Origin of the sequence: Streptomyces sp. BBFR51 (assembly GCF_044591655.1) — a bacterium.
Lineage (GTDB): Bacteria > Actinomycetota > Actinomycetes > Streptomycetales > Streptomycetaceae > Streptomyces.
In genome coordinates, this window is sequence record NZ_CP172448.1 from 6,840,654 (window position 1) to 6,852,364 (window position 11,711).

The 11,711-nt window shown below is 76.0% G+C and carries 10 protein-coding genes; 4 read left to right on the forward strand and 6 right to left on the reverse strand.

All coding sequences use genetic code 11. The annotated features are described in order from the left end of the window. Positions 1–75: 75 nt before the first annotated feature. Entirely contained in the window at positions 76–516 is a 441-nt protein-coding gene (locus ACGH7X_RS31245; protein ID WP_399891350.1) for an SRPBCC family protein, read from the reverse strand. Between the two features lie 490 nt (positions 517–1,006). Between ACGH7X_RS31245 and ACGH7X_RS31250 the strand changes: the two genes are divergently transcribed. Next, the gene (locus tag ACGH7X_RS31250; RefSeq protein WP_399897455.1) at positions 1,007–2,119 is read left to right on the forward strand and encodes a glycosyltransferase; all 1,113 of its coding nucleotides are present in this window, start codon (positions 1,007–1,009) and stop codon (positions 2,117–2,119) included. Between the two features lie 72 nt (positions 2,120–2,191). After that, positions 2,192–3,409 carry a glycosyltransferase family 4 protein gene (locus ACGH7X_RS31255; protein ID WP_399891353.1) on the forward strand — a complete coding sequence of 406 codons (1,218 nt, stop codon included), beginning with the start codon at positions 2,192–2,194 and terminating at the stop codon, positions 3,407–3,409. 3 nt (positions 3,410–3,412) lie between these two features. On the opposite strand, the gene ACGH7X_RS31260 is transcribed toward ACGH7X_RS31255, so the two are convergent. Further along, positions 3,413–4,885, reverse strand: a complete 1,473-nt coding sequence (locus ACGH7X_RS31260; RefSeq protein WP_399891356.1) for a tol-pal system YbgF family protein — start codon at positions 4,883–4,885, stop codon at positions 3,413–3,415. After that, the gene (locus ACGH7X_RS31265; RefSeq protein ID WP_399891358.1) at positions 4,882–5,277 is read right to left on the reverse strand and encodes a hypothetical protein; all 396 of its coding nucleotides are present in this window, start codon (positions 5,275–5,277) and stop codon (positions 4,882–4,884) included. Before ACGH7X_RS31265 ends, ACGH7X_RS31260 begins: the two co-directional genes overlap by 4 nt. A 310-nt stretch (positions 5,278–5,587) precedes the next feature. Between ACGH7X_RS31265 and ACGH7X_RS31270 the strand changes: the two genes are divergently transcribed. Further along, the gene (locus ACGH7X_RS31270) at positions 5,588–9,373 is read left to right on the forward strand and encodes a WD40 repeat domain-containing protein (RefSeq protein WP_399891361.1); all 3,786 of its coding nucleotides are present in this window, start codon (positions 5,588–5,590) and stop codon (positions 9,371–9,373) included. A gap of 57 nt (positions 9,374–9,430) precedes the next feature. Here ACGH7X_RS31270 and ACGH7X_RS31275 read toward each other — a convergent pair whose 3' ends face one another. Genes ACGH7X_RS31275 through ACGH7X_RS31285 form a run of 3 tightly spaced genes read right to left on the reverse strand, consistent with a single transcriptional unit; the run spans position 9,431 to position 10,970 of the window. Further along, positions 9,431–9,769 carry an Asp23/Gls24 family envelope stress response protein gene (locus tag ACGH7X_RS31275; RefSeq protein ID WP_399891363.1) on the reverse strand — a complete coding sequence of 113 codons (339 nt, stop codon included), beginning with the start codon at positions 9,767–9,769 and terminating at the stop codon, positions 9,431–9,433. Further along, positions 9,766–10,425 (reverse strand): Asp23/Gls24 family envelope stress response protein, encoded by a 660-nt coding sequence (locus ACGH7X_RS31280; protein ID WP_399891366.1) that lies wholly within the window; start codon positions 10,423–10,425, stop codon positions 9,766–9,768. The genes ACGH7X_RS31275 and ACGH7X_RS31280 overlap by 4 nt, the downstream gene beginning before the upstream one ends. Beyond that, on the reverse strand, positions 10,416–10,970 hold the full coding sequence (locus ACGH7X_RS31285) for an RNA polymerase sigma factor (RefSeq protein WP_399891369.1): 555 nt from the start codon (positions 10,968–10,970) through the stop codon (positions 10,416–10,418). The genes ACGH7X_RS31280 and ACGH7X_RS31285 overlap by 10 nt, the downstream gene beginning before the upstream one ends. A 170-nt stretch (positions 10,971–11,140) precedes the next feature. On the opposite strand from ACGH7X_RS31285, the gene ACGH7X_RS31290 reads away from it, so the two are divergent. Further along, on the forward strand, positions 11,141–11,668 hold the full coding sequence (locus tag ACGH7X_RS31290; RefSeq protein WP_399891372.1) for an Asp23/Gls24 family envelope stress response protein: 528 nt from the start codon (positions 11,141–11,143) through the stop codon (positions 11,666–11,668). The last annotated feature ends 43 nt before the right edge of the window (positions 11,669–11,711 follow it).

Consider the following 11,711-nt stretch of genomic DNA (forward strand, 5'->3'; position numbering starts at 1 on the left):
TACGCGGGAAACGGCGTCCGCGAGGCGCGCGGCGCGACATCGTTCGCGGCCCTTACGCCGCCCGCAACCCGAGGTTCACGGGCGCCGCAGCAGGTGGTTGACCGTGCGGCCGAAGACGTGGCGCCCCGCGCGGGCGAGGACGCCGTCGAGGAAGGACGGCAGGAGCCGCACGTCCAGCTCCTCGCGCCACACGACGCGCGCCCGGCCGCCGGGGCCCGTCCGGACCTCGATCTCGGCCCAGCCCCGGACCACCCGGCCGCGCTTGTCCAGCCGGCACAGGCCGGGGGCGTCCTCCCGCGGCGGCTGCCACACCGTCACCTCCATCGTGTCGGCGAAGGCGAACGGGCCGGCGCCCGTGCGGGCCACGACCAGCGTGCCCCGGCGGGTGGGTCCGGGCGGCTCGGCGCCGACCCGGGTCAGCGGCACGGTGTCGCCGTGCCGCTCCCACCGGGTGAGCCGGCGCCAGGCCTCGTCCGGGGCGAGCGGAGCGGTGCGTTCGAGCGAGAAGGTGGCCACCGGACGATCGTAGGCAACGCGCCCAGCGGTACACCTTCCCCGGCTCGGCCTTTCCCGGGGCCGGCAGCTGCGGCACCGTCACGAAGACGTAGCCCCGCTTCTTGAGTATCTCGTCCGGTTCGGCGTCCGTGAGGATCTTGTGCGTCCAGGTGTGGCCGGCCACCTCGTGCAGAGGGGGTACCCCCATTCACTCCGGCTTCGCTTCGTTCGCGTGCCCGCAGTCCACGGTGCCGAACCCGGCCGCTCGCGCCTGGGCGCCCGCCGCGCCCACGCCGCTCCGGACGGAGCCGGGAGAGGTCGTCTCCAGTTTCGTACAGGCGCTCGGCGCGAGTGTCGGAGCGGCGGCGGCCGCCGTGAGGGTGGCGGCGGCACGCAACCTGGTCCGGCGCCGCCGGGAGGTTTCCACGTGTTTGAGCCGGTTCGGCTGCGGCACCCGCGACCCCGAGAGAGGAGCACCCTCATGCGCGGTCGCAAGGGCGAGGACGTACGGATGAGCGGCGACCCCGGGGCCGACGGCCCCGGGCCGGGGTACGCCGTCGTCGTGCCCACCCTCGTGCGCGACACGCTGGCCGACTGTCTGGCCGCGCTGGCCGCCGCGAACGGCCCGGCTCCCGACGAGATCGTCCTGGTCGACGACCGGCCCGGGCCCGACGCCGGTCCGGACGCGCTGGAGCACCCCCTGACCGTCCTCGGTGACCTGCGCGAACGCACCGTGGTGCTGCGCAGCGGGGGCCGCGGCCCCGCCGCCGCCCGCAACACCGGCATCCGCGCGGTCGCTTCGCCCTGGACCGTCTTCCTCGACGACGACGTCCAGGTCGGCCCGCACTGGTGCGAGCAGCTGATCCAGGACCTCGCCGAGGCGGCGCCCGACACCGCGGCCGTGCAGGGCGTGATCGCCGTACCGCTGCCGGGGGAGCGCCGCCCCACCGACTGGGAGCGCGGCACCGCCGGCCTCGCGCGGGCCCGGTGGATCGCCGCCGACATGGCCTACCGCACCGGCGTACTCGAAGAGTTCGGCGGCTTCGACGAACGCTTCACCCGCGCCTTCCGCGAGGACGCCGACCTCGCGCTGCGCGTCCTCGACGCGGGCTGGCGTATCCGGCGCGGCCGCCGCACCACCCGCCACCCCGTGCGCCCCGCCGCCCGCTGGGCCTCCCTGGGGCAGCAGCGCGGCAACGCCGACGACGCCCTGATGCGGCGGCTGCACGGACCCGACTGGTGGGCCAAGGCGGTGGCGCCCAGGGGCCGGATCCGGCGTCACGCGGCGATCACCGGCGCCGGCGCGGCCGCCCTGGCCCTGGCCGCCGCCGGGCGCCGCCGCGCCGCCGGGGTCGCCGGGCTCGGCTGGGCCGCGGGCACCGCCGAGTATGCCTGGGCCCGCATCGCGCCCGGACCGCGTACCCGCGACGAGGTCACGACCATGCTGGTCACCAGCGCGCTCATCCCGCCCGCCGCGACCTGGCACCGGCTCAGCGGACTGTGGCGCCACCGCGGCGCGCCCGCATGGCGGGAGTTGGCAGCCACGAGCCCCGCCGAGGCCGTCCGCCCCGCCCGCCCCGCCAATGCCGTCCAAGGGCCCTCACCGGGCCTGTCCCCGTCGTGAAGGACGTAGCAGGCGGTGCAGGACGCAGCCGGACGTAGCAGGCGACGTAACAGGACGTAAAGGAGGTGCCCGATGAGGATCGCCATGGTGTCCGAGCACGCGAGCCCCCTGACCGCGCCGGGCGGCGTCGACGCCGGTGGGCAGAACGTCTACGTGGCCCACCTCACCGAGGAGTTGTCGGCCCGCGGCCACGAGGTCACCGTCTACACCCGCCGCGACGCCGCCGACCTGCCCGACCGGGTGTCCCTGCCCGGCGGCGCGGTCGTCGAGCACGTGCCGGCCGGACCGCCCGTGCCCCTCCCCAAGGACGAGCTCCTCCCGCACATGCCCGCCTTCGGCACCCACCTGGACCGCGCCTGGGCCCGGGTGCGGCCCGACGTGGTGCACGCCCACTTCTGGATGTCCGGCATGGCCTCGCAGATCGGCGCACGGCCGCACGGCATCCCCCTCGTCCAGACCTTCCACGCCCTGGGCACCGTCAAGCGGCGCCACCAGGGCATGCGGGACACCAGCCCCTACGAGCGCATCGGCATCGAACGGCGGCTCGGCCACGCCTGCGAACGGATCCTGGCCACCTGCGCCGACGAGGCCGCCGAACTCGACGACATGGGCATCCCGCCCCGGCGGATCTCCGTGGTGCCCTGCGGAGTGGACACCGAGCACTTCCACCCCGCCGCCGACACCGGCCGCACCCCCGAACGGCGTCTGCGGCACCGGCTGCTCGCCTGCGGGCGGCTCGTCCCGCGCAAGGGCTACGACCAGGCCATCCGCGCCCTGGCCGACATCCCCGACGCCGAGCTCCTCATCGGCGGCGGCCCGCCGGCCGGCGCCGTGGACACCGAGCCCGAGGCCCTGCGCCTGACCGGGATCGCCCGCCGCGCCGGCGTGGCCGACCGGGTCCGGCTGCTCGGCGCGGTCGACCCGGACGACATGCCCGCCCTGCTCCGCAGCGCCGACCTGGTGCTGTGCACCCCGGTGTACGAGCCGTTCGGCATCGTGCCGCTGGAGGCGATGGCGTGCGCGGTACCCGTCCTCGCCACCGACGTCGGCGGCCACCGCGACTCCGTGGCCGACGGCAGCACCGGCCGCCTGATCGCCCCGCAGGACCCCGGGGCCACCGCGGACGCCGTCCGGGAACTCCTCGCCGACGAACGGCTGCGCCGCCAGCACGGCAGGAACGGCCGCGAACGCGTCCTGCGGCACTACACCTGGGCACGCGTCGCCGACGCCGCGGAACAGGTCTACCGCCTGACCCTCGCCGACCACGCGGTGCCGACCGCGACGGCGTGACGCTCAGCGCCCGACGACCGGCCCGAAGGCGTCGCGCACGTCCGCCTTCGAGGGCGTGACGGCCATCCGCGACGGCAACTCGTCGAAGTACCGCAGCAGGCCCGGGCAGCTCTCGCCACCCATCTGCACCTTGCGGTCGATCACGAGCTTCCCGGTCCGCAGCGCGTACGCCTTCACCGGCACCGCCAGCTTGTTGAACCTGACACTGCCGATGTTTCCCCGGTGGTCCTGGTACTGGCACGTCTCGACCACGTCCCCCGCCTCCGTCCCGCCCGTGCACACCACCAGCGCGGCATCGGGGGTGTCGGCCCGCCACCCCTCGGGCAGCTTGTCCGTGTACTCGGTGTCGCCGACGAACACGGCGCGGCTCTTGCCCTTGCGGTAGGCGGGGGCCGCGGAGTACTTCGCCGGCTTCTCGCAGTATCCGGTGCTCATGCCGTCCGCCGCCGCCACCAGCTCCCTGACCCGGCCCAGCTGAATCGCGAGGTCCGCCTTCCTGATGCCCTTGCGTGCCTTGTCCGCGTGCCCGTCGTCCGGATGCTCGTCGAGCAGCCGCTGGTAGCGGTCCCGCGCGTTCGCCCACTCCTCGTCGGTCATGAGGGCGTCGCCGCACTCCATGAGCGCCCCGGGCGCTATCCGGGCCGAGGTGGCAAAGGCCGGTGCGGTGAGGGCCTTCGGTCCGGTCTCCCGGTCCCGCAGCCAGTCCGCGATACGCACCGTCAGGCAGCCGTCGTCGGTGGGCAGCCCGGCGAGGAACCGGTCCAGGGTGGCCGCGACGGTCCGCTCGTTGCCCGACTCGCCGAGCACCGCGCCGAGCCGTCCGAAGCCTGACTCCAGCGAGTCCAGGTCACCGTTCAGCCCGACGTTCAGTTCGCCCGCCGCCGTGTCCAGGCGCTCGCACGCCTCGATCACCGTGTCACCGCGGGCGACCACCGGCGCGGCGGTGAGCCGGTGGCGGAACCCGACCCCGTCCTGCGCCGCCGCCGCGTCTGCGCAGTCCCCCCGCTCGCGGGCCCCGGCCACGGCGTCCTCGATCTCGTGGGCGTCGAACCGCAGCCATCCGGCGGACACCAGCACCGGCAGGGCCAGGGCGAGCGCGAGGACCCGCTGTCCGCGCCGGGGTCCCGCCGCCGGGTTCCGTCGCGCCAGCCACCAGCCGTGCGCGACGACCGCCGCCCACCACAGCACCACGAGCAGCTCGCACCACGTCCCGGCGGTCGTGTACGTCAGCCACAGCAGCGACGCGGTGACCGCCGCGGCGACCCAGAACAGTCCGCGTCGCCCCATGATCAGATAGCCCGCGCCGAGCAGCGAGGCGTTGCCGACGGCCACGGCGAGCGGATCGGGGTCCCGGGGCTCGCGGGGCACCGGCGGCGGCCAGTCGGGTCCGGGATACTCGGCCTCCGGGTACTCGGGGTGCTCGGGGTGCTCCGGGTATTTCGGGTACTCCGGTTCCCCGTCCGGCGGCCGGGTCATCCTCCGATCATCTCCTCGCCGCTCTCCCCGCTCTCTCCGCTGCGGGCACGGACGTACGCCTCGGCGGCCGGCAGGTACAGCAGGACCACTCCCGGGACCGCGAGCAGCGCGGCGAGCAGCAGCGTGGAGCCGCCGTACAGCGGATCGTCGAAGGCGAACGTGGCGCCCAGGACGAGGATCGCCGCGGTCAGACAGCTCACCGCGGTCCGGGCGCCGCGCCGGCCCCGGCCCGCCCGGACCGCGCACCAGAAGCAGGCGGCCAGCAGCAGGAGCACCAGCGTCGCCGCCCCCTGCGGGCCGGCCGCCGTCGTCGCCGCGACCAGCGTCCCCAGCATCACCAGCACCACCGCCAGCGTCACGCTTCGCGGCCGGCGGCTCGCGTCGGCGATCATTGGACCACTTCCCTCACATGCTTTCCCGGAACGGGGACGACGTGGGTGCGGGGTGGCACGGTCGGTGACGGACCCGGCGGTCGTGCCACCCCGCACTCCCCCGGACACCGATTCCACCGCGGACCACCGTTGTTCAGCAGCCCGGACGCGGAACTGAACAATGCGCGACAATGCGGAACCGGAGTGAAGACACCGTGAACTCCCCGTGCGCCACCCCCCGATGGGGACCCCTTCGCTTGCCGCCCCCGCCAGGGGCTACCTACCGTGGGCGCCCGGACGGGGACCGAGAGCGACGGCGGGGCGGGGACACGTGGGCGGAAACGGAGTGGGGCGCCGGGAGCGACGGCTCGACCCGGAAGCCGGACCGGTACAGCGGTTCGCCGCCGAACTCCGCGCCCTGCGGGAGTCGGTGGGGCGCCCGACCTACCGGACGATGGCGGACAAGGTCCCGTTCTCGGTGACCGCCCTGTCACAGGCGGCGGCCGGACGTCAACTGCCCACGCTCGCGGTCACCCTCGCCTACGTCGACGTCTGCGGCGGCGACCCGGGGGAATGGGAGCGTCGCTGGCGGGCGGCGAACGAGGAGGCCGCGGGCCTCTCCGTCGACGAGGAGACACGCCCGCCCTACCGGGGTCTGACCCGGTACGAACCGGACGACGCCGCGCTGTTCTTCGGCCGCGACCGGCTGGTGGACCGGCTGGTCGAACTGGCCCGCGAGCACCGCTTCACCGCCGTCTTCGGCCCCTCCGGCAGCGGCAAGTCCTCCCTGCTGCGGGCCGGCCTGATCCCGCGCGTGCGCACGCCCGGAGCCGGCGCCGACGCACCCGCCGCCCCCGCGGCCGTACGCATCCTCACCCCCGGCGCCCGCCCGGCGGCCACCCACGCGGACCGGCTCGACCCCGTGCCGGACACGGACGCGGACACCTGGCTGATCGTCGACCAGTTCGAGGAGCTGTACACCCTCTGCACCGACCCGGCCGAACGCGACGCCTTCGTCGACCGCCTCCTCGCCGCCACCGCCCCCGGCAGCCGACTGCGCGTCGTGGTCGCCGTACGCGCCGACTTCCTGGGGCGCTGCGCCGAACACCCCGGGCTCACCGCCGCGTTGCAGGACGCGACCCTGCTGGCCGGGCCGATGAGCCGGGAGGAGCTGAGGGAGGCCGTCGTCCGGCCGGCCGCAGCGGCCTCACTGATCGTCGAACGCGCCCTGACCGCACGGCTGCTCGACGAGGTCGAGGACGCGCCGGGCGGACTGCCGCTGATGTCGCACGCGCTGCTGGAGACCTGGCGCCACCGCACCGGCCGCACCCTGACCGAGTCCGCCTACGAGGCGGCCGGGGGACTGCGCGGCGCCGTCGTGCGCACCGCCGAGGAGGTGTACGGCGAACTCACCGCCCCCCAGGCCGACCTGGCCCGCCGGATCCTGCTGCGGCTCGTCGCCCCGGGCGACGGCACCCCCGACACCCGGCGCCCCGCCGAACACGCGGAACTCGACCTCGGCGACCCCGACGACACCCGCGCCGTCCTCGACCGGCTGGTCGGGGCCCGGCTGCTCACCCTCGACGACGGCACCGTCGAACTCGCCCACGAGGCCCTCATCACGGCCTGGCCGCGGCTGCGCGGCTGGATCGACGCCGAACGCGACCGGCTGCGCGTCCACCGCGCGCTCTCCGAGGCCGCCCGCACCTGGCTGACCCTCGGCCGGGAGAACGCCGCGCTGTACGCGGGCTCGCGGCTGGCCGCCGCCCACGACGCCTTCCCGCAGGACCACCGCAGCGGGCAACTGACGCCGGTGGAGCGCGAGTTCCTCGCCGCCTCCATCCGCAGGCGGCGGCGCGCGGTGTGGCTGCGGCGCGGACTGTCGGCGGCCCTCGCCCTGCTGGTCCTGGTCGCCTCGGGCACCGCCGTCGTCGCGCTCCGGGCGCGGGCCACCGCCCAGTCCGAGCGGGACGACGCCGTCTTCGGCCGGATCACCGCCGAGGCCGACCGGCTGCGCGACACCAACGCCGCCCTCTCCGCCCGGCTGGACGTCGCCGCGCTCGGCATGCGCACCACCCCCGAACTGCGCACCGCGCTCACCTCGGACGCGGGCCGGGTGCTGTCCACCCGGCTGCCCGGACACGACGACATCGGCAGCGCCGTGGCCTTCGCCCCCGACGGCCGCACCCTCGCCAGCGGGGGCCACGACGGCACCGTACGGCTGTGGAACACGGCCGGGGACGGCCGGGACGAGCAGCTCGGCGAGCCGCTGCGGATCGCCGGCGGTCCGGTGGGCGCGGTGGCGTACTCACCGGACGGCGCCCTGCTGGTGGCGGCCGGGCACGGCGGCGGCATCCGGCTGTGGGACACCCACGACCGCACCCGGCCCGAGCCGCTGGGCCGGCCCCTGGTGAGCCACAGGGGCGAGTCCGTCACCTCCGTGGCCTTCGCGCCCGACGGCCGCACCCTGGCCACCGCGGGAGAGGACGGCACCCTGCGCCTGTGGGACCTGGGCGACCCGGCCGCGCCCGCGCCCCTCGGCACCCCGGCCCGCGCCGACGCCCGCAGCGTGCGGGACGTCGCCTTCGCCCCGGACGGCCGCACCCTTGCCACCGCCGGACACACCGGCACCGTACGACTGTGGCGGCTGGACCGCGCCGACGGACCGGTCCCGCTCGGCGAGCCCCGGCACGCCCACGACGAGGCCGTCTGGTCGGTGGCGTTCTCCCCGGACGGCGACACCCTCGCCACCGCGGGCTACGACAACACGGTGCGCCTGTGGGAGGTGACGGACGGCGGCCCGCGCCCCCTGGGCGAATCGCTCACCGCGCACACCGCCGCCGTGTGGGCCGTGGAGTTCAGCCCGGACGGACACACCCTGGCCAGCGCCGCTCAGGACGACACCGTGATCCTGTGGAACGTGTCCAACCCCGCCTACCCGCAGCAGATCGGCGAACCGCTGACCGGACACACGGAGGGCCTGTGGGACCTCGCCTTCGCCCCGGACGGCCGCACCCTCGCCACCACCGGCGCCGACCGCAGCGTCCGCCTGTGGCATCTGCCGGAGACCGTCCTCACCGACTTCACCAACCCGCTCACCTCCGTGGCCTACGACCCGCAGGGCCGGCTGCTCGCCGCCGCCAGCACCGACGACGCCCTGATCCGGCTCTGGGACGTCCGCGCGCCCCGGCAACCGCGCCCCCTGCCACGACCGCTCGCCGGCCACGAGGCCGCCGTCCTGACCGTGGCCTTCGCCCCGGACGGCCGCACCGTCGCCTCCGGAGCCGAGGACGGCACCGTACGGCTGTGGGACGTCACCGACCCGGACCGGCCGGCACCCGCCGCCACCCTCCGCGACGCACACCCCGGCGGTGTCCTCAGCGTCGCCTTCGCCCCGGACGGCCGGACCCTCGCCACCGGCGGCGCGGACGACCGGGTCCGCCTGTGGGAGGTGCGCGGCCCCGACGACGTACGTCCCGTGGGCGCGCCCCTGACCGGGCACACCGACTGGGTCGGCGCCGTGGCCTTCTCCCCGGACGGGGACACCCTCGCCACCGGCAGCCAGGACAAGACGGCCCGGCTGTGGGACGTGCACGACCGCGACCGGGCCCGGCCGGTGGGCGAGCCCCTGACCGCCCACGGGGACTGGGTCAACTCGGTCGCCTTCGCACCCCGGGGACACGTCCTGGCCACCGGCGGCCGCGACCGCACGGTCCGGCTCTGGGACGTCACGGCCCCCGGCCGCGCCCGCCCCCTGGGCGGGGAGCTGACCGGGCACCGCGGCGGCGTCACCTCGGTGTCCTTCGCCCCGGACGGCCGCACCCTCGCCAGCGGCGGCGAGGACCACGCCGTACGCCTGTGGAACGTGGCCGACCCCGCCCACGCCGAGGCCTTCGGCAACGCGCTCACCGGACACGTGGACACGGTCACCTCCGTCGCGTTCGCGCCCGGCGGCGACACCGTGGCCTCCGTCGGCAACGACCTCACGGCCAGGATCTGGACGCTGGACACGGACCCGGCGCTCCGCCAGGTCTGCGCCCACACCGGCGGCGACCTCAGCCCCGCCCGCTGGGGCGAACTCCTGCCGCAGCTCGCCTATCGGACCACCTGCGGATAGGGCCGGGCGCGGCCGGGGAGAGGACGGGGCCGCGCGCAGGAGGGCCGGGGGCGGGTCTCACACCGCGTTGGTCACGGTCACCGTCACCTGCGCGCCGGGTGCCGCCTGCGCCAGGGCGGCGGTCACCGCGTCGCGCACCGCGCGGGCCACGGTCAGCGCCCGGTGGTCACGGCGGACGACGACCTGGACGTCCACCTCCCACGGTCCGGCCCCCGAGGCCCGGGTCACCCGCACGCCCGCCGGCGTCCGCCCGTCCGCACGCGGCGGTCCGGTGCGGGCGGAGCCACGGAACAGGTCCACGAGTCCCGGCCGCAGGAAGGCGACGCCGGGCACGTCCGCGGCGACCCGCGCGGCGGTGCCGGCGAGTGCCTCACGGCCGGTGGCGGCAGCGGTCACGGTCGGCTCCCTTCTTCCGTGCCGGCCTGGTCAGGGTCCGCCCCGGCCGGGTCCGTCACGTCGGTGATGTGCACGTCCACGTCGTCCACCGGCAGCCCCAGAGCGTCGTCCGCCGCCCCGTGCACCCGCCGCCGGATCTCCTCCGCGAGATCCCGGAGCCGAGGCGTGAGCGGGACGACGACCTCCAGCCGCACCCGGACGGGGCCGCGTACGGCTCGGCCACCCGACTCGGCGGGCCGGATGCGGCAGGAGCCCGCGCGCACGCCCGGGACGGTCTCGGCGGCGGCCCGCAGCGCCTTGGCGGCCATCGCCTCCCGCACCCACAGGTCCTCCTCGCGCTCCCCGAGGGGCAGCGGCGGGCCGGGACGCAGCTCCAGCCGCACCACGTCCATGACCCGTTCGGTCAGCGCCCCGGCGTCCCAGTCCGGCCCCCGCCCGCTCCCGGCCTCGCGCACCGCCGCGCCGAGCAGGTCCAACTGCCGTACGGCGGCCGAGCAGTGCGGGCAGGCCCGCAGATGCGGGTCGTGCCCGCCGTCCTCCCAGGCCTCCCACACCTGGGAGAGCAGCCGCCCGCAGGCCAGCCGTTTGTCGTCGGCGGCGCCGTCCGCGCCCCCGGTGCCGGGCCCGGGCAGGTCCGCGCCGGTGTTCATCGCCATGCGGTCATCGCCTCCGTCAGGCAGCGTCGTGCGCGGAACACCCGGCCGCGGGCAGCCTCGGGGCTGATGCCGACGGTCTCCGCGATCGTCTCGTACGACCGGCCCTCCAGCTCTCTGAGCACCCAGCAGACCCGCTGCTCGGGGGAGAGCTCGGACAGCGACCGGCCCAGGGCCACCGCGGCGGCGTGCGACTCGGCGGCCCGCACGGGGGAGACCGCGTGGTCCGGCGCCTGCGGCTCGGGCACGCTGTCGAGGTCCGCCACGGGACGCCGGGAGCGCAGCATGTTCAGGCACCGGTTGACGACGATGCGGTGCATCCAGGTGGCGAAGGCGGACTGCCCGCGGAACTCCGGGAGCCTGCGCCAGGCGCTGACGAACGCGTCCTGCACCGCGTCCTCCGCCTCGGCGGGGCTGCCCAGCATGCTCGCCGCGAGCCGCAGCAGGCCGGGCGCGTGCCGGCGCACGAGCGCCTCGAAGGCGTCCTCGTCGCCCTCCGCGGCCCGCACCGCGAGCAGTCCGTCGTCCCCCGGCACGTGTGCTCCCATCCGTCGTTCCGCTCGGTCCCCGCAACGGGTTCCCCCGTTGGACACGCCGACCGCCCCCGGCGTTACGCGACGGAGCCGGAAAAGAAATCCGGCGGCACGGCGTAACGCCGGACCGCCGCCCGGGTCCAACGTCCACAAGCACCGAACGACCACGGCTGACGGAGGACACCATGACGACGACACCGCAGGCGCCCCGGATCGAGCAGAAGAACGGCGGTACGGGCCCGGCCGGCGGCACCGGCCGGTCCACCCAGGGCGGCGCGACGACGACCGTGAGCGGCGGCTCCACCGGCGCCACCGAACCGGCCGCCACACGGGGCCGCACGTCCATCGCCGACGTCGTCGTCGTGAAGATCGCCGGCATGGCGGCGCGGGAGATCCCCGGCGTGTACGACATGGGCGGCGGCCTGTCCCGCACCATCGGCGCGGTCCGCGACCGGGTGCCCGGCGGCCGGCCGAACGTGGGGCGCGGCGTGAAGGTCGAGGTCGGCGAACGGCAGACGGCGATCGACCTCGACCTGGTCGTCGAGTACGGCGTGCCCATCGCCGACCTCGCCCGGGACGTACGGGAGAACGTGATCGACGCGGTCGAGCGCATCTCGGGCCTGGAGGTCGTCGAGGTCAACATCACCGTCAACGACGTCCACCTGCCGGACGACGAGGACCCGGAGCGCCCGGTGGAGGCGCGCGTGGAGTGAAGAGCGGGTTTTGGAGCATCAGCAGGTTCGAGGCGGAGGTGAG